Source organism: Leucobacter faecis, from assembly GCF_054456695.2.
Genome location: NZ_JBTJER020000003.1, coordinates 320,091 through 337,134, shown reverse-complemented (window position 1 = coordinate 337,134; position 17,044 = coordinate 320,091). Strand labels below are relative to the sequence as shown.

15 protein-coding genes are annotated in these 17,044 nt (G+C 65.9%); 5 read left to right on the top strand and 10 right to left on the bottom strand.

All coding sequences use genetic code 11. From position 1 onward, the window contains the following. The 4 genes from ACXR2W_RS05220 to ACXR2W_RS05205 are packed head-to-tail and all read right to left on the bottom strand — an operon-like array spanning window position 1 to window position 3,245. A complete protein-coding gene (locus ACXR2W_RS05220; protein WP_458814300.1) occupies window positions 1-873 on the bottom strand; it encodes a cytochrome c biogenesis CcdA family protein in 873 nt (290 codons plus the stop codon). After that, window positions 870-1,637 (bottom strand): DsbA family protein, encoded by a 768-nt coding sequence (locus ACXR2W_RS05215; RefSeq protein ID WP_458814298.1) that lies wholly within the window; start codon window positions 1,635-1,637, stop codon window positions 870-872. Before ACXR2W_RS05215 ends, ACXR2W_RS05220 begins: the two co-directional genes overlap by 4 nt. A 47-nt stretch (window positions 1,638-1,684) precedes the next feature. Continuing rightward, a complete protein-coding gene (locus ACXR2W_RS05210; protein WP_458814296.1) occupies window positions 1,685-2,764 on the bottom strand; it encodes a histidinol-phosphate transaminase in 1,080 nt (359 codons plus the stop codon). A gap of 52 nt (window positions 2,765-2,816) precedes the next feature. Continuing rightward, window positions 2,817-3,245, bottom strand: a complete 429-nt coding sequence (locus ACXR2W_RS05205; protein WP_458814294.1) for a hypothetical protein — start codon at window positions 3,243-3,245, stop codon at window positions 2,817-2,819. Window positions 3,246-3,498: 253 nt separating this feature from the next. Between ACXR2W_RS05205 and lexA the strand changes: the two genes are divergently transcribed. Further along, entirely contained in the window at window positions 3,499-4,161 is a 663-nt protein-coding gene (gene lexA, locus ACXR2W_RS05200; protein WP_458814292.1) for a transcriptional repressor LexA, read from the top strand. 27 nt (window positions 4,162-4,188) lie between these two features. Here lexA and ACXR2W_RS05195 read toward each other — a convergent pair whose 3' ends face one another. The 3 genes from ACXR2W_RS05195 to metE are packed head-to-tail and all read right to left on the bottom strand — an operon-like array spanning window position 4,189 to window position 8,671. After that, window positions 4,189-5,115: a methylenetetrahydrofolate reductase gene (locus ACXR2W_RS05195; protein WP_458814290.1), complete on the bottom strand. Its 927-nt coding sequence runs from the start codon at window positions 5,113-5,115 to the stop codon at window positions 4,189-4,191. After that, a complete protein-coding gene (locus tag ACXR2W_RS05190; RefSeq protein WP_458814288.1) occupies window positions 5,112-6,323 on the bottom strand; it encodes a uroporphyrinogen decarboxylase/cobalamine-independent methonine synthase family protein in 1,212 nt (403 codons plus the stop codon). Before ACXR2W_RS05190 ends, ACXR2W_RS05195 begins: the two co-directional genes overlap by 4 nt. An 11-nt stretch (window positions 6,324-6,334) precedes the next feature. After that, window positions 6,335-8,671, bottom strand: a complete 2,337-nt coding sequence (metE, locus tag ACXR2W_RS05185) for a 5-methyltetrahydropteroyltriglutamate--homocysteine S-methyltransferase (protein ID WP_458814286.1) — start codon at window positions 8,669-8,671, stop codon at window positions 6,335-6,337. 167 nt (window positions 8,672-8,838) lie between these two features. Here metE and pdxR point away from each other — a divergent pair, with 167 nt between their 5' ends. Then, window positions 8,839-10,347 carry a MocR-like pyridoxine biosynthesis transcription factor PdxR gene (pdxR, locus tag ACXR2W_RS05180; RefSeq protein WP_458814284.1) on the top strand — a complete coding sequence of 503 codons (1,509 nt, stop codon included), beginning with the start codon at window positions 8,839-8,841 and terminating at the stop codon, window positions 10,345-10,347. A 32-nt stretch (window positions 10,348-10,379) separates the two neighbouring features. Continuing rightward, entirely contained in the window at window positions 10,380-11,045 is a 666-nt protein-coding gene (locus tag ACXR2W_RS05175) for a pyridoxamine 5'-phosphate oxidase family protein (protein ID WP_489948830.1), read from the top strand. A gap of 3 nt (window positions 11,046-11,048) precedes the next feature. Here ACXR2W_RS05175 and ACXR2W_RS05170 read toward each other — a convergent pair whose 3' ends face one another. Then, on the bottom strand, window positions 11,049-12,488 hold the full coding sequence (locus ACXR2W_RS05170; protein WP_458814280.1) for an S-layer homology domain-containing protein: 1,440 nt from the start codon (window positions 12,486-12,488) through the stop codon (window positions 11,049-11,051). Window positions 12,489-12,607: 119 nt separating this feature from the next. After that, window positions 12,608-14,248: a GTPase HflX gene (hflX, locus tag ACXR2W_RS05165; RefSeq protein WP_458814278.1), complete on the bottom strand. Its 1,641-nt coding sequence runs from the start codon at window positions 14,246-14,248 to the stop codon at window positions 12,608-12,610. Window positions 14,249-14,383: 135 nt separating this feature from the next. Between hflX and ACXR2W_RS05160 the strand changes: the two genes are divergently transcribed. Next, window positions 14,384-15,082, top strand: coding sequence for a class I SAM-dependent methyltransferase (locus ACXR2W_RS05160; protein ID WP_458814276.1), 699 nt, complete (start codon window positions 14,384-14,386; stop codon window positions 15,080-15,082). Further along, window positions 15,079-16,146, top strand: a complete 1,068-nt coding sequence (locus tag ACXR2W_RS05155) for a GmrSD restriction endonuclease domain-containing protein (RefSeq protein ID WP_458814274.1) — start codon at window positions 15,079-15,081, stop codon at window positions 16,144-16,146. The genes ACXR2W_RS05160 and ACXR2W_RS05155 overlap by 4 nt, the downstream gene beginning before the upstream one ends. Here ACXR2W_RS05155 and dapF read toward each other — a convergent pair whose 3' ends face one another. Then, window positions 16,147-17,022: a diaminopimelate epimerase gene (dapF, locus tag ACXR2W_RS05150; protein ID WP_458814272.1), complete on the bottom strand. Its 876-nt coding sequence runs from the start codon at window positions 17,020-17,022 to the stop codon at window positions 16,147-16,149. Window positions 17,023-17,044 lie beyond the last annotated feature (22 nt).

Here is a 17,044-nt window from a genome sequence, read left to right as displayed (position 1 = left end):
CTACTCAGCTTCGCCTGCTCGCTCGGCCACGGGCAGGGTTGCTGGCTCGGCCGCCGGATCGGCAGTAGCGGTATGACCCCGGCGCAGCACCACAGTCGCGGCCCAGGTTCCCGCGAGAAGGATGAACACCACCGCTACGGCCCAGTTCGGCACGGCCTCGGTTACGCGCAGCACGTCGGCTTCGAGCTTTGCCTGGGTGGTGGCCCCGACGAGCCCGCCGAGCGTGGTGGTGCCGCGCGTGACAAACAGCAGCGCACCGATCAAAATGGTCAGCGCGCCGCCAATCACATTGGTCCACGCGTTGCGCCACTTACCTATGCGCAGCTCACGCGGCCGCACGAGCCCCCGCACGGCGGGCACCCTGTTCCACACGAGCGCGAGCACGAAGAGCGGCAGCGTCATGCCGGCCGCGAAGACGAGCAACACGACTCCCCCAAACGCCGCGCTGCCCCCAAACGCCGCAAACGACAGCGCAGCGCCCAGCAGCGGGCCCGCGCACACGCCGGCGAGCCCGTACACCGCACCGAGCGCAAACACCGCAACGGCAGAGGCGCTCTCGGGCCCCCGCTGGCGCATCACCCCGGGCATCGGCGCACCAATCAGCAACACCAGCCCGAGCACCATCACCACAATCGACGCGACACTGACAAGCTCAAACCGATTCGTGCTCACCCAGGCCCCGACCGTGCCGGCGAGGAGGCCCAGCGGGACGAGCGCGGTCGCAAGCCCCAAGAAAAAGACCCCCGTGCGTGCGAGCAGCGCGCCCGTGCTCGTGAACGCGTAAGCAAAAAATGCGGGTAGGAGCATCACCGAGCACGGGCTCAGCAGCGTGAGCACTCCTCCTAAGAACGCACCGGCGAGGGTGAGGTTCACTGAGCTTCTCCGACGGCCCCATCTAGAAACTGGCGAAACGTCTCGATGGGTTGGGCACCGCTCACGCCCTGCCCACCCACGGCAAAGAACGGCACACCCGTCACGCCGAGCTGGCTGGCACGCTCGGTGTCTGCTGACACCGCGGCTCGCAGGTCTTCGCGGGCCATGTCTTTCTTAAACTGTGCAAGGTCTGGCACCTTGGCCGTCTTGGCGTGCCCCAGCAGTTCGTCTGCCGTGAGGTCGGGGTGCCCCGACTCTGGCGCCGCCTGGTAGATCGCGTCGATGAATTCAAAGTAGCGCCCCTGTTCTGCCGCGGCGCGTGCCGCGGCAGATGCTCGCAGGGATTCTTCGCCGAAGAAGGCGACGTCGTTCATTTCGATGCGCACCTTGCCCGCGTCAACGTATTCTTTGATCACGTCGGGCAGCGTGTCGCGCGTAAACACGGCGCAGTAGGGGCAGCGCAGGTCGACCCACTCGGTCATTACGACGGGTGCGTCGATATCACCGATCGCCATCGGGTCACCCTCGATGCGACGCTCGAGCGGGGCGCCCTGCGACTCGCCCTCGGCCTGTGCACCCGTCTGCGCCCCCGCCTGCGGAGTTGCTGCAGCGCCCTGGCCCGCGCCAGAGCTCTGCGACCATTGCACCGCCCCAAACACGAGGGCGAGGGCGGCTACCACCGCAAGAATCACACTAACGAGCCGCGATGTGCGCAGCTGGCGTTCGAGCACGTGGCGGGGCATGGCTTCGGGCGCTGTAGGCATACCCAGCACCCTATCGCCGCGTGTGTGCAGCGACGCTGAGAGCCCCGTTAGCTCTGAAGCGTCAGCGCGGTGATCGCGTCGATCACCGCGGTCGTCTCGCTCTCGGTGCCAGCTGTAATGCGCAGGTGGCCATCAATACCCAGGTTCCGGATCAGGATGCCCTGCGCACGCAGTTGCTCAAATACCGCGTTGGGGTTGGCAAAGCCTCCGACGAGCAAGAAGTTGGCGCCCGACTCGTGCACACGGTAGCCCAGCGCAGACAGCGCCGAACCGAGCCTGTCGCGCTGAGAGCGAATGTCGGCAACCGTGGCCAGCATGGTTGCCGCATGCTTGATCGCGGTGGTGGCCGCTGCCTGCGTGAGGGCTGACAGGTGGTAGGGCAGGCGCACGAGGCGCAAGGCATCGATGACGGCGGGGTCTGCGGCTAGGTAACCAAGACGCACCCCCGCAAATGCAAACGCCTTACTCATCGTGCGCGATACCAAGAGCCGCGGGCGCCCCTCAAGGAGCGTGACGGCGCTCTCTCGTTCGCCGTCGAACTCAAAGTATGCCTCATCGACAATCAGTATCCCGTCGAACGCGTCATACGCGGCGAGAATCACGTCGCGGTCGAGCGGTGTTCCTGTCGGGTTGTTGGGGCCGCACAGAATCGCGATGCTGGGCTGGTGCTCGGTGAGCGCCGCACGTACATCATCGGCTGCCAGTCGGTACCCCTCGGGCCGCGGCACCGCGATCCAGCCAGTGTCAGTGCCATCGGCCAGCAGCGGGTACATCGAATAGGTTGGGGTGAAGCTCAGTAGGGTGCGGCCGGGCCCACCGAAGGCCTGCAGCACCTGCTGCAGCACCTCGTTGGAACCATTCGCGGCCCACAGCTGCTCTGCTGTGAGGCCATGCCCCAGGTAGCCGGCTAGCGCTACTCGCAGGCCGTCGAACTCGCGATCCGGGTACCGGTTTGCCGTGCGCACGGCAACTTCGAGCGCCGCGGTGATGTCTGCGACAACCTCGTCGGGAATGGGGTGCGTGTTCTCATTCACATTCAAGCTCACGGGAACCGGGTCTTGCGGAGCGCCATAGGGCCGCTTACCCACGAGATTGGCACGGAGGGGAAGATCACTCAAACTGGTCACGCAGCCAGTCTATAGAGGGCGAGCAGCGCTGCCCGCCAGATGCTACGCCAGGCTACAGCCCCAGTTCCTCAGCGGCCATCACCGAACCGCTGTCGCTATAGCGCAGCGGCACCGCAATGGGCTGACCCGCCGCGATGTCGGCGCCGCGTAGCTGGTTGAGCTGAATGATCTCTGCCACCAACTCGCGGGGATCCATCGCCGGGTCGAGCTCGGTTGCCAGCTGCCACAGCGAAGCTCCCGGCGCCGCCACAATGTACCCAAACTCAGCACCACTGGGTTCCCCAGACGCCACAGCTTGCGGTGCACCAAGAGTCGCCACCAGGGCAAACGATGCCGCCACCGCACACGCTGCAAGTCCGCCAAAGACGACGCGGCCGCGGCGTGTGAGTCGAATACGCACGGGCGCCACTCGCGCCGCGGGCGCGACTGCGCCCGCTTGTGCCCTCTGAATGATGGGCACCTGCGTCACTGCTGCACTCATTGTCATTTCCCTTCAATCGAGCGTTCACCACACGGGCGAACATCACTTTCGAATATAACTTCGATATATCGAAACCGCAACCCCTTCGTTCGATCTTCACCAAACTTGCGCACGGAATTCTCGAACACTTGTTTGGCGGGTCGCACCAAAGCCGGGTAAGCTTTCGAACCAACGAGAGCACTCAAGCAGGCACCTCCGACACTGACGTCGACAGCCCGCCTGCCGCGAAGCACAGCAACGAGGAGTCGACATCATGGTCACCAATGCAGAACGGTTAGAGCGCTTAGACCGGCTGACCGCGAAACAGCGCGTTATTCTCGAGTACATCGTCAGTTCGGTAACCACGCGCGGGTATCCACCGAGCATGCGAGAGATCGGCGACGCCGTGGGGCTTTCGTCACTCTCGAGCGTCACCCACCAGCTCAACCGACTCGAGTTGGCGGGCTGCATTCGGCGGGACCCCCACCGCCCGCGCGCGCTCGAAATTCTCGTGAGCCCCACCGTGGACGAGCCCCCAGTCGACACTCCCGTGTCAGCTGAAGAGACTGCCTTCGTGCCACTCGTCGGGCAGATTGCGGCCGGCGTACCGATCACTGCTGACCAGCAGGTGGAAGAGATCATGCCGCTGCCCCGGCAGCTCGTAGGCAACGGCACGGTATTCATGCTCAAGGTGGTGGGCGATTCGATGGTTGACGCCGCGATTTGTGACGGAGACTTCGTTGTCGTTCGTCAGCAACGCGAAGCGACCAGCGGCGATATCGTAGCCGCCATGATCGACGGCGAAGCGACCGTCAAAGTGTTTCGACGTCGCGACGGCCACACTTGGCTTTTGCCCCGCAATAGCGCGTTCGAGCCGATCCTGGGTGACCACGCCGAGGTCCTCGGCAAAGTGGTCGCGGTGCTGCGCTCGATCTAGCAGCCCGCGACCACTCCTCGGCCCCCGCTAGACCAGCGCGGGCGCTAGCAGGTCAAGCTCTCGCAGCACCGCGAGCACACGCTCGTGACGGTTGAACGTGTAGAGATGCAGGGAGGGCGCCCCGCCGTCAAGCAACTCGCGAGACAGCTCGATGGTGTGCTCAACCCCGAGCTCTGGTGCATAACCGCCAGCTTCTTCGATTGCGCGCATCAGCTCTGAGGGCGCCGGGCGGCCCGCCAGCTCGGCGACCTTGCGCAGCTGTGCCGCTGTCGCCACCGGCATGAGGCCCGGCAACACCGGAATCGTAAGCCCTGCGCGCTGGGCGTCGGCCACGAACGCGAGGTATTCGTCGGCGTAAAAGAACAGTTGCGTGATCGCAAACTGTGCGCCTGCTTCCTGCTTCGCCACGAGCCAGTCAACGTCCTCGGCGCGAGAACGCGACAGCGCATGCCCGTTGGGGTAGGCCGCGACGCACGTGCGCCCCACACTCGTGAACGGCGGGCGCTCGGCCCTCGCCTGTGCCACCAGTTCAACGAGCTCGAGCGAGCTGAGCGAACCGGCCACGGCCGCATCAGACTCGCTAGACCCGCGCGGTGGGTCTCCCCGCAGCGCGAGAAAGTCGTGCACGCCAGCGTCCATGATGCCGTGAATCGCTTCAAGAATGGCCTCGCGCGTCTCGCCCACCGTCGTGAGGTGTGCGAGCGGTAGGGCATTCGTGTGATCACGCAGATACTTCACCAGGTCGAGTGAAGCACCTCGGTGCGACCCGTTCGCACCGTACGTCACCGAGATGAAGTCGGGCCCCGCCGCGGCCAAATGCTGCACCGCGTTTCCGAGCGCAAGCGCCGCGGCACCACTGCGAGCCGGAAACACCTCAAACGAAAACCGTGGCTTGGTCGGCGCGCTGCCGGTGAGCAGTAGGTCACCCGATGCGCGAGTATCAGATGAGCTCATACGAGCACCTCCTCGGGGCGTCCAGCGAGCTCGGCACTCGCAATCGTTGTGCCCCGCACACGCGCGGCAATTTTGGCAAAGGCGACGTCACGCGCAAAGTCGGGTGAACCGTGCCTGGGCTTCTCGTCAATCAAGTACGGCGAGAACCCGCAGTCGTCGGTTGAACCCAACTGTGCAGGGGGCACGAATCGGGCCGCACGCACGAGCTGTTCGGCAATTTCGCGATCAGTTTCGAGCTTCGGGTTCGTGGGGTCGGTGACACCAAAGAGTACCCGCGGCGTGCGCCCGCCGGCCGCAGCAAGGTCGCGCAGCTGACGGCCTACGAGCCGGGCCACTCGATCCGGATCAGACTCACCCGCGGCCTGCACCAGAAAGTAGCCAGCCTCGATCTGAAACAGCTCGGGAATCAGTTCGGCATAGTCGACGTCGGCGCTGTGCGCGCTGTCGTGATCGTTGCCGGGGCAGGTGTGCACACCGACCGCCTGGCGCAGGGGCGCAGGCACCAAATCGAGCACGCGGTTCATCAGCTCGATAAACCCGCTGAGCGCGGCGGGCCCCGCCCAGGGCGCGCGCAGGTCACGGCGCAGAGCAAGCCGCCCCTCGGTGAAGTCGATCGTGACGCGCGCGGCCCCGGCCGCAAACGAGCGGCGAATGTCTTCTGCGCAGCCCGCCACAACATGGTCGAGAAATTCGGCGCGCGTGTATGAACCGGCCAGGTCGTCAGTCCACATGAGCGACAGCATCGACGGCGAAACAACCGCTTGCTTCAGCGGCAGCGTGGTGAGCGAGCGGGCAGCCTTGACGTCGTCGGCGGCCCACCCACGAAACTCAAACGGTGCGCGCGCGAGCCTCGGCACGACCCGGTGATGGCCGTCGGCGAAGACGGCAAACACCGGGTCTTCGCCCGGCGCGCTACGCTCGGGATCGGGCCCGAGCGGGTAACTCGAAAAGCTCTGCCTGCGCTGTTCGCCGTCGGTGACGATCGGAGAGCCGGTCGCTTCGAGGCCCGCGATCGTGTCGCTCACCGCACGGTCTTGCGCCTCAGCCAGCTCGCTCGCCGACACGAGCCCAAGCTCCGCGTCAAGCACCACACGCTGCAGCCGCGCGGGCCGCGGGAGCGAGCCCACGGGCTCCGTCGGCAGTTCGCCCGCGGGCCACGCGGCGGGGGCATGCTCCCCCGCCGCGGTGCGCGCGTCGTGCGCGCTCACATGCTGCGTGTTCACGCGACGCCCGAGGGCACGGCCTCTCGCACCTCGCGCGCCGCGCGCACCAGGTTCGTGAGGCTCGCAATGGTCTCTTCGTAGCCGCGCGTCTTGAGCCCGCAGTCGGGGTTGACCCACAGCTGCTCGCCCGGAATGCGGGCCGCGGCGATGCGAATCAGCTCGGCCTGCTCCTCAGTGCTGGGAACGCGGGGTGAGTGGATATCGTAGACGCCCGGGCCAATGCCCCGTGAGTAGCCGTGGTCACCCAGCGGCTCGACGACATCCATGCGGCTGCGCGCCGCTTCGATGCTCGTCACGTCGGCGTCGAGACCATCGACGGCGCCAATGATCTCGCCGAACTCTGAGTAGCACAGGTGCGTGTGGATCTGCACCTCAGCCGCTGCACCTCCGGTCGCGAGACGGAACGCGCCCACCGACCAGTCGAGGTAGTCGGCCTGGCGGCTCGCGTCGAGCGGCAGCAGCTCCCGCAGCGCCGGCTCGTCGACCTGCACGATGTGAATGCCAGCCTCGACAAGGTCGTCGATCTCGTCGCGCAGCGCGAGCGCCACCTGGTTGGCGGTATCAGCGAGCGGCTGGTCATCGCGCACAAACGACCATGCGAGAATCGTGACCGGGCCCGTCAGCATGCCCTTCACGGGGCGCGGGGTGAGCGACTGGGCGTACGCCGACCATGCGACGGTCATCGGCGCGGGCCTAGACACGTCGCCCCACAGGATCGACGGGCGCGTGGCGCGCGTGCCGTATGACTGCACCCAGCCGTTCTCGGTGACCGCGAAGCCGTCGAGCAGCTCAGCGAAGTACTGCACCATGTCGTTGCGCTCTGCCTCGCCGTGCACGAGCACGTCAAGCCCAATCTCCTCCTGCAGCCGGATCACGCGCTCGATCTCGTCGCGCAAGAATCCGTCGTAGGCGGCCTGATCGATCTCGCCGCGGCCAAACGCGGCGCGCGCCTTACGAATCTCGGTCGTCTGCGGGAACGAGCCGATCGTGGTGGTCGCGAGCTCGGGAATCCCGAGGGCTTTCTGCGCGTCACGGCGCTGCTGCTCGGTGACGCGGTCACGATCTGCGGTGCCTGTCGCGTTCACGCGGCTCCGGATCGCGTCCACGCGCACACCCGCCGCCTGCGCGCGATCTGCGAGCGCCGCTTCGGTGTCGGCAAGCTCGGCTTCGATGCTTGCAGCACCGTTCTCGAGGCCCGCGGCGAGAGTGGCTACCTGCTGCACCTTCTGGTCTGCGAATGCCAGCCAGCTCTTCAGCTGAGCGTCAAGCTGCTGCTCGTCTGCGACGTCGTGTGGCACGTGCTGCAGGCTGTTCGATGTGCCGATGACCGTGTTGATGCCGGCGGCCTGCAGCTGCGCTGCCTGTGCGAAGGCACGGCGCAGGTCGGTGCGCCAGATGTTTCGGCCGTCGACGACGCCCGCTACCAGCTGGGTGTTCGCGAACGCCTGTGCCAGCTCGCCCGAGGCGAGAGCATCGGCGGGCAGTGTGCCGCGCACGAGGTCAGTCTGCACAGCCTCGACCGGCAGCTTGCCCAGGCGTGCCAGAGCAGCCGAAGCGTCGCCGTATGGGGTGGTGATGAGAATCTGCGGGCGGCCTGTAGCCGCACCGAGCGTGGCGTATGCACGCTCGACGAGGGCGAGGGCGAACTCGCGCGGCACCGACAAAGAGTCAGACACGAGCGCGGGCTCGTCGAGCTGCACCCAAGTGGCGCCGGCTGCGGCGAGCGCCTGCAACAGCTCGGCGTAGACCGCGACAACCTCATCGAGGCGGTCGATGGGGGCAAAGTCTGCGCTTGCTGCGTCGGAGGCCTTGGCCAGCAGCAGGTAGGTGACGGGGCCGACGATGACGGGGCGCGAGTCGATGCCCGCTTCGCGTGCCTCTACGACCTGGGCTACAAGCTGGGCGGGGTTTGCCTTGAAGGGCGTCGCCTCATCGATCTCGGGCACACTGTAGTGGTAGTTCGTGTCGAACCACTTAGTCATCTCGAGCGGCTGGTGCTTCTCGTCACCGCGTGCGAGCGCGAAGTAGATCTCGAGGTCGCTGCCGGTGACGCCCGCGAACCGGCCGGGGATAGCACCGAGTGCGAGCGTGGCGTCGAGTACCTGGTCGTAGAAGCTGAAGCTCTCGGGGATCGCTCCGCCCGTCTTGGGCAGGCCGAGCTCGGCGAGGCGTTCACGGGTGACGGCGCGCAGTTCGCGGGCGGTGGCCTGCAGCTCGGCTTCGCTCGTGTTGCCCTTCCAGAACGACTCGACGGCGCGCTTGAGCTCACGGCGCCGACCGATGCGGGGGTACCCGAGGATCGTGGCGTTGGACAGGGGTGAGGTTGCAGACATGCGATTCCTTCGACTTTGAGAAGAGCGCACCTGTTCGGGCGCCGCTGGTGAGACCAAGGTATTCTCGCGGCCACCCCGGCCGCTCGTTTGTGTCACTGTATGAACTACGAAATATTACGGCGCATCACGTAGTGTTACACCCCACCCCACACACGAAAGCGAGCTCGATGGACGTTCTGCCTCACTTCGTGCCCGACCGTCGTTCGCCGCTCACGCTCACCGAGCAGCTCACGCGCAGCGTACGTGACGCGATAGCCACGGGTGCCCTCGCACCGGGTGATTTACTGCCGCCCACACGCAAGCTTGCAGCGGCCCTCGGCGTCTCGCGCTCCGTCGCGGTCGGGGCCTACGAGCGACTCATCGGTGACAATCTCGTCGAGACGGTGCAGGGCTCGGGCACCCGCGTCACGGAGGCTGCTCGGCACCTTGTCCACGCTGCACGCGGCGACACGGCGCAGGGCACCACGGCGCAGCCGCGTGATCCGGATCACAGGCCGCAGCTGGCCGCGGCCGCGATCGATCTGCGGTCTGGGCTGCCTTACGTCGCGGCCGAACCGCCGCGGGCGTGGTCGCGCGCGCTGGCGGCCGCGGCCCGCATGCCGTGGGCGGTGGAGTCACCTGAGCCCCGTGGCACGCAGCAGCTACGGGCCAGGCTCGCCGCGCACACGCGCTTGCACCGCGGGCTCGCCTGCGACGCCGATGACACAGTCATCACGTCGGGTACGTCTGAGGCGCTCGTGATCGTTGCCCTCGCGCTCGCGCGTGTACTCGGCCGTTCGCCACGCGTGGTGGTGGAGAGCCCTGGCTACCTTGCGGGTGCTGCCGCTCTTGCGGCCGCGGGCGCCGCGCTCGTGCCGCTGGCTGTCACAGAGCGTGGCGTACGGCAGGCTGAGCTCGCCGCGCTCTACGAGCAGGCACCGTTCGACGCCTTGATGCTCACCCCGAGTCATCAGTTTCCGCTGGGCGGGAGTCTGCCGGCGGGCGAACGCCGCAGCCTGTTGGATTGGGCGCACGCTCATGGCGTGCTCGTCATTGAGGACGACTACGACAGCGAGTTTCGGCATGACGGCGCCGCGATGCCCGCGCTCGCGGCGGCCGATTCGTACGGTGTCGTGACCTATATTGCGAGCCTCAACAAGATACTGTCGCCTTCACTTCGGTGCGGCATGATTGCGCTTCCCACCGCTGGCGCCCTGCGTGACGCGCTGCTCAGCGTGCGCGAGGCGATGGGGGCGACGGTCTCGGCGCACACGCAAATCGCGCTCGCGGAGTTCATCGGTGACGGCGCCTTCGCACGCTCGGTGGCCCGCAACAAGCGCGAATACCAGCACCGTCGGGCACTGGTGTTAGCCGAGCTTGCAGGGCACGGCATTCGCACGCTCGGGGGCTCAGGCGGCCTACACCTCGTGATATCGCTGCCGTCTGCAGCCGCGGCCGAGCGAGTGCGAGCCCGGCTGGGCATGCGGGGCGTGATCGTCGAGACTCTCGCCGAGTTCACCTCGACCGGCGTGAGTGGCAGCACCAGTCCCGTGTGCGGCATCGTGTTTGGGTATGGCGCGGTCCCTGTGCCGCAGCTTATGCAAGGGGTGCAGTTGCTCGCCGAAACGATAATTGGTCTGTCATGTTTCGACGGTTCTGGCATACCAGTAGGCGATGCGTTCGGCCAGGCTGGGTGAGGTCTACACTCTTCAACTCGAAAGACTTTGCCATGGCCTCATCATCCCCCGCATCACACCCGATGCGACCTCGCCGTATGCCCGAGAAAATGACAACCGAGCGTGCCGCGTTCGACGCGCTCTGCCGCGAGACCGTGCTCGCGCATGTCGCAGTCGTGGTCGAGGGGCAGCCCGTCGCGATGCCCACCGCGTTTGGCGTGTTCGACGACCACCTCGTGATTCACGGCTCAACCGGATCGCGCTGGATGCGCGCGCTATTGCCACAAGAGGTGTCGGTGTCGATCACGCGAGCGACGGGGCTCGTGGTGGCGAGGTCGATGTTTGAGTCATCTATGTGGTACCGCAGTGCTGTCGTCTTTGGCCGGTTCGCCGCGGTGCCCGAGGAGCAGCGTGATGTTCTGCTCAGGCGCCTCACAGATCGACTCTTGCCCGGCCGTTCCGCCGAGACTCGGCCCTCCACGCGCAAGGAACTCGCCGCGACGATGCTGCTCGCCATGCCAATCGAACGCTGGTCGCTGCGGGTGTCTGAGGAGATGCCCGACGACGAGCCGGGCGATATCGCAGGCCCTGCGTGGGCCGGCGTCATCGAACTGGGCCCGACGGTCTCGGGCGTGCTGCCCGCCCCCGACTTGAATGAGGGTATTGCGATGCCCGCGTCGGTGACCGAATTTACGCGGTCACCGCGCGGGCTGGTGTAGCAGCTACTTCTTCATTTCTGCACGATGCAAGAATGCGGCAGTCGCCTCTCGCGATGTACGGTCCTTCGGTTCGAAGGCGAGCGATCCATTAGCCTGCTTCACGCCGGTTGTAATGCCGTTCGACGACATCCAGGTGATCTCGTTGTAGAACTTGTGCCCCTTGGGAACGTCTACGAGCTTCTTCGCGCCCGGCTTGGTTGAGATCTCGGCTTTGTACTGGCGGTACATGAACGCAGCCATGGCTTCCCGGGTGATGCGATCGCCCGGCAGAAACTTGCGTGAGCCGTCGAGCTGTTTGGTGCCGGTTGTCACCTTGTTCTCATAGGCCCACATGATCTGTTTGTAGAACTTGTGCTTGGGCGTCACGTCGGTAAACGGGCTCTTCCCTTTTACCTTGTATGACCCTGACTCCGGATCCAGCCTAAACAGGAACGCAACCATGGCTTCACGCGAGACGGTGTCCTTCGGCAGGAACTTCAGGGTGCCGTTAGCCTGCTTGACGCCAGTCGTGATCCCTTCTCTGGCGAGCCAGTCGATATCGTCCGCGAACTTGTGGTCAACGGGAACATCCATAAATTCACGCAGATCAAATTGCTTCAGCTTAATGCGCTGGTGCCTTTCGATCTTGAACGGCGTCGCTTCACTGATGTCGCGCGTTCCAAATATGGTGCCGTCGTAGTAAAGTTTCACGCCGTTGTTCGTGAGTTTGGCACGCAGAATGTAGGTTCCGGGCGATCCGTTGAAATCATGCCGAGAATTGTTCACGTTGCCTACGGTGTCGCCCGAGAACACGGAGTTTCGCACATCGGTCTCTGCTCCCGTCTGCTGGTTCACAAGCGTGAGGTCGTAAGCACCCTTCACTGACATTTCAGCGCTCACTGTCACTGAGACGCTGCCGACGTTAATGTCCTGTACCGGGGCAGTGAAGGACTGGTTCGTAAGATCAATAGGCCCGTCGTAGCCGGTGGCTGCGTTGGGCGGGCCCATGTACAGGGGTGCGCTCTGGTAACCAGTAGCCGCTACGTCGACCCAGATGTGGTACTTAATGCGATTCAGACCTGACACGGTCCAGGTCGCGGTTGTCCCAGCCGCAGTGGGATTGTAGGAGAACCCGGGCATCCCATAGATGTAACGAATTCCCGCGGAGGTAGCCCCGTCCTTGTTGATATATACCCTCAGCGACCGCTTCTGGGCGAGAGTCATACCCGCCGGAAACTTCACAGTGCCAGAAATCTTGCGGTCCGTAGCAGCTGCCTCCGCTACCGGTGCATCAGCTTCGGTCTGTTCTGGCGCTTCGTCCGCGCTAGAATTTGCCGCGGGCTCAGTGTCCGCACCACCCGCCGGGGGGGGTGAAGCAGGCGTTTCAATTTCGGTGACGGCATCGGCTGCTTCCGAGCCTTCTACCGCGCCCGCCGCGCCTGCTGGTACAGCGATAAGCAGCATGCCCGCAAGCGCCGCGGTAACCCCCATCGCGAGGCTCCTGCCCCGCTTCGCTGGCTTGTTTGTGGATCCGATCATAGTTGTCCCTTCGGATGGGTTGACAAACAAAGTTTTATAGCGACTCAGGCAAGGTATGGCGCGAGCTTCGCGAGCATCTCGCCCGACACGAAGGCGTGCACCCTGGTGCCCTCCTCGACATACTCTGTCGAGACCACCCGGTTTCGCTCGTGCATCTCGGCTACAAGCCCCCCGCGATCGTAGGGCACCACCACGGTGACTTCTTGATCGGGCGTGGGCAGCGCCGCATCGACCCGCACACGCAGCTCGTCAAGGCCTGCGCCCGTGAGCGCAGACACGAACACGGCGTCGGGGGCGAGCCCGTGCAGCACAAGCCGCTGCGAATCATCGATCAGGTCAGACTTGTTAAACACCACGATCTCGGGGATCGCCTGCGCGCGCACCTCAGCGATCACTTCTCGCACGGTGCGCAGCTGCGCCGCGGGATCGGGGTGGGCGCCGTCAACGACGTGCAAGATGACGTCGGCCTCACCGACCTCCTCGAACGTCGAACGAAACGCCTCCACCAGCTGGTGCGGCAGATTGCGCACAAACCCCACCGTGTCGGCGTAGGTGAAGCTGCGACCGTCAGACGTTTCGGCGTGGCGAATCGCGGTGTCAAGCGTGGCGAAGAGCTCGTTTTGCACGAGCTCTTGTGCGTCGATCAGCTTATTCACGAGACTCGACTTGCCCGCGTTCGTGTACCCCGCGATCGCGACCGACGGCACCTCACCGCGCTTGCGGTTGGCTCGCTTCGCTTCACGCGCGGGTGCCATGCCCGCGATCTCCTTGCGCAGCTTCGCCATTCGGTTATGAATCTTGCGCCGGTCGAGCTCCATCTTCGTCTCGCCTGGGCCACGCGACCCCATGCCAGCTCCGTCAGAGCCCACCTGGCCGCCCGCCTGGCGCGACATCGACTCACCCCAGCCGCGCAGACGCGGCAGCAGGTACTGCAGCTGTGCCAGTTCAACCTGCGCCTTGCCCTCGCGGCTCTTGGCGTGCTGGCTGAAGATGTCAAGAATCACGGCCGTGCGGTCGATCACTTTCACCTTCACCACGTCTTCAAGCGCACGCCGCTGGCCGGGCCGCAGCTCGGTGTCAACGACGACGGTGTCGGCGCCGAGCGCCGCGACCAGCTCCTTGAGCTCTTGTGCTTTGCCCTTACCGAAGTAGGTGGCGGGGTCGGGGAACGCGCGCCGCTGCAGCAGCCCGTCGAGCACGCGGGCGCCTGCGGTCTCGGCAAGCGCTGCGAGCTCGCGCAGCGAGTTCTCGGCGTCCTCTTGACCGGCGCGGCCGTTACCAGAGTAGACGCCGATCAGCACCACATTCTCGAGCCGCAACTGGCGGTACTCAACCTCTGTCACGTCTTCGAGTTCGGTCGACAGCCCAACGACCCGCTTGAGCGACGCACGATCCTCACGTTCCATGCGGATCAAATCGTCGGCGCTCGCCAGCGCGTCATGGTCGTCGCTGCCGAGGGCCTGAGCGCTCGACAGATCACGAATCACGTTCGCCGAGCCATCACCCCGGCGCAAGATGCGGGCAAGAGCGTCATCGCCCTGCTCTCCTGGCGCAAAAGCAGCAAAATCGCCTAGCTCGTCGTCTGAGACGTTCAAGACACCCGCGTCGTGTGAGTCGGCGTCAAAAGCGTCGTTCTCGCGTGCGGGCTCGTTCGGCTCGTGGCCTACAGTCTTATCGTTAGTCATGTACCACCCAGTCTACGCGGCACGCCTGCGCAGGTCGACTGCATCGCGCTACATATGCCAACGGTGCAGGCCAACTGCGCGGGCCAACGGCGCGCACTGCGCCCCCACCCATCAATGGGCTGAGATACTGGGGAGGTGAGCGAGCACTACTTCTCTGAAACCCCGTCTGGCGACTACCGACCCCGAGAGATCGAGGTGGAGCTCGCGGGCGCTCCCCGCCGCGTGACCACCGCAGGCGGCGTCTTCAGCCCCGAGCATGTCGACCGCGGCACACAAATTCTGCTCGCCCATCTCGCGGCCGAAGCTGCTGCGACCGCAGATATTGATCCGGATCAAAATGCAGCCCCCGGAGCGATCCTCGACATCGGTTGCGGCTGGGGACCCATCGCCCTCGCGGCCGCGCTCAATCACCGCGAGCGCGAGGTCTGGGCGATCGACGTGAACGAGCGCTCGCGCGAACTGACCGCGGCGAACGCCGCGAGTCTCGCGCTCACGAACGTGCACGTGAGTGCGCCCGATGAGGTACCAGCTGACGTGGTGTTCGCGCAGATCCACTCAAACCCGCCGATCCGCGTGGGCAAGGAGGTGCTGCACAGCATCTTGCGGCAGTGGCTGCCGCGGCTTGCGCCGGGCGGCGTCGCATCGCTCGTAGTCGCCAAACATTTGGGTGCTGACTCGCTGCAGCGCTGGATCGCCGGTGAGTTCACGGGTCTCGCCGTGACGCGCGCCACGCGTTCGAAGGGCTTTCACGTGCTACGCGCCGAGGCGTCCGCGCAGGGCGCACAGCTCGCGCAGGGCGCCGAGGCCACCGCCACAGACGGCGCGCAAGCGTGATCGCCTTGCAGCGCGGCACCCCGGGCGGTGCCGTTCGAACTCGTGTGCGCCCAGCGGCCGCCCTCTTCGTGGCGCTCGGGCTTCTGCTCACCGGCTGCGGGGAGGCAGCCCCCGCAGTGACAGACGCCCCGTCTGCGAGCGTCGTAGAAGAGGCACCGCTTGCCCAGAACACGACACCCGAAGTCAAAGCACCTTCGTCACCCCCAACTGATGGCGACGCCGCGGGGGCCGGCAGCAAGACCGACACAGCACCCGCCGCGGGGAGCGCGGCCGAGCTGCTCGCCACGCTCGCGGTGAAGGGCCGTTCGCCCAAGACCGGGTACGACCGCAAAGCCATGTTTGGGTCGCCGTGGTTTGACGCCGACCGCAACGGTTGCGACACGCGCAACGACATACTGCAGCGCGACCTCACCGGCATCACGCTGTCGGGGCGCTGCAAGGTGCTCTCTGGCACGCTCGCCGACAAGTACACCGGCCAGACCATCGATTTTGTGCGCGGTCAAGACACGTCACGCGCCGTGCAAATCGATCATGTCGTGGCACTCTCAGATGCGTGGCAGAAGGGTGCACAGCAGCTCAGCCAAGACGCGCGCGTCGCCCTCGCAAACGACCCGATTAACCTGTACGCGGCCGACGGCCCGGCGAACAGCGCGAAGGGCGATAGCGACGCCGCGAGCTGGCTGCCCAGCAACCGCGCGTTTCGCTGCGAGTACGTGGCCAAGCAGGTGTCGGTGAAGGCCGCATACAGGTTGTGGGTGACGGCGGCCGAGCGCGACGCCATGCAGCGCGTGCTTCAGGCCTGCCCCGATGAGCCCGCGGTCGAAAGCTCGCTCGCAGCAGCGCTGGAGGGCAAGCTCCTGGCTTCGCAAGCCCCGGATCCGGCCCCGGCTGAGCAGCCTGCGCCCGCGCCCGAACCAGCACCCGCGCCCGCGCCTCCCGTCGCTGACACGTACTTCAAGAATTGCACCGCGGCGCGCGAGGCCGGGGCGGCGCCCGTCTACGAGGGCCAGCCAGGTTACGGCCGGCACCTCGACCGTGACGGTGATGGGGTGGGCTGCGAGTAGCTACTTGGATGGCAGCTCGATCTCGCCCGCGTAGACGAGCTCGGCCGGGCCGCTGAGCGAGACGTGCTCGCCCTCCTGCGTCGGAAACATGCGCACCGAGAGCCTGCCGCCGGGCACCTCGATCGCCCAGTGGTGCGGCATGTCAGCGCCACCCCAGTGGCGAAACGCGAGCGCTGCCGCGGCAGCGCCCGTGCCGCACGAGCGCGTCTCGCCCGCGCCGCTCTCGTGCACACGCATTTTGATGCGTGCAACCCCGTTCTTCACGAGCTGCTCGTCGGGCACCACGAACTCAAAGTTAGCGGTGTCATCAGTGTCGAGTTTGGGTGACTGTGTCAGGTCAACCGCTTCGAGCTCGCTCGCGTTTGCGAGGGCGGTGACGACGTGTCGCACGCCGAGATCGACCGCGAGCCCCGGCCTGGGCACGTAGAGCCCGCGAGCTGACACGAGGGGCTCCCCCGCGAGCCGCCAGCGGCCAAGGTCGACCGTGTAGCCCGACGCCCCGGCAAGCACGTCACGCACACCTGCCCTCGTACCGATGGGCAGCGTGTCGGTGCGCTCGGGCGCCACGAGACCTTCAGAGATGAGGTAGTGGGCGTACACGCGAATCCCGTTGCCGCACATGGGGCTCGGCGTGCCATCGGCGTCCCACACGTCGAAGAACCACTCGGCTTCGGGTTCTTCTTCGAGCACGGCGGCGCCCTCGGGCAGCGCACGGCTGCGCACGGCGCGAATGACTCCGTCGGCGCCGACTCCCGTGTGCCGGTCGCAGAGCGCGCGCACGCGGTCGCGAGTCAGCTCGACCGCGCCGTCTGGGTCGGTGAAGAGCACAAAGTCGTTGCCCGTGCCATGGCCCTTGGTGAAACGCAGCGTCGTCATTGCTCCAGTGTATGGGGCAGGC

Bases quoted from the DNA above. Each gene is read 5' to 3' on its own strand.
- dapF (WP_458814272.1), bottom strand. From the start codon at position 17,022: ATGACGACGCTGCGTTTCACCAAGGGCCATGGCACGGGCAACGACTTT.
- hflX (WP_458814278.1), bottom strand. From the start codon at position 14,248: ATGACTAACGATAAGACTGTAGGCCACGAGCCGAACGAGCCCGCACGC.
- ACXR2W_RS05195 (WP_458814290.1), bottom strand. From the start codon at position 5,115: ATGAGCTCATCTGATACTCGCGCATCGGGTGACCTACTGCTCACCGGC.
- lexA (WP_458814292.1), top strand. From the start codon at position 3,499: ATGGTCACCAATGCAGAACGGTTAGAGCGCTTAGACCGGCTGACCGCG.
- ACXR2W_RS05205 (WP_458814294.1), bottom strand. From the start codon at position 3,245: ATGAGTGCAGCAGTGACGCAGGTGCCCATCATTCAGAGGGCACAAGCG.
- pdxR (WP_458814284.1), top strand. From the start codon at position 8,839: ATGGACGTTCTGCCTCACTTCGTGCCCGACCGTCGTTCGCCGCTCACG.
- metE (WP_458814286.1), bottom strand. From the start codon at position 8,671: ATGTCTGCAACCTCACCCCTGTCCAACGCCACGATCCTCGGGTACCCC.
- ACXR2W_RS05175 (WP_489948830.1), top strand. From the start codon at position 10,380: ATGGCCTCATCATCCCCCGCATCACACCCGATGCGACCTCGCCGTATG.
- ACXR2W_RS05215 (WP_458814298.1), bottom strand. From the start codon at position 1,637: ATGCCTACAGCGCCCGAAGCCATGCCCCGCCACGTGCTCGAACGCCAG.
- ACXR2W_RS05170 (WP_458814280.1), bottom strand. From the start codon at position 12,488: ATGCTGCTTATCGCTGTACCAGCAGGCGCGGCGGGCGCGGTAGAAGGC.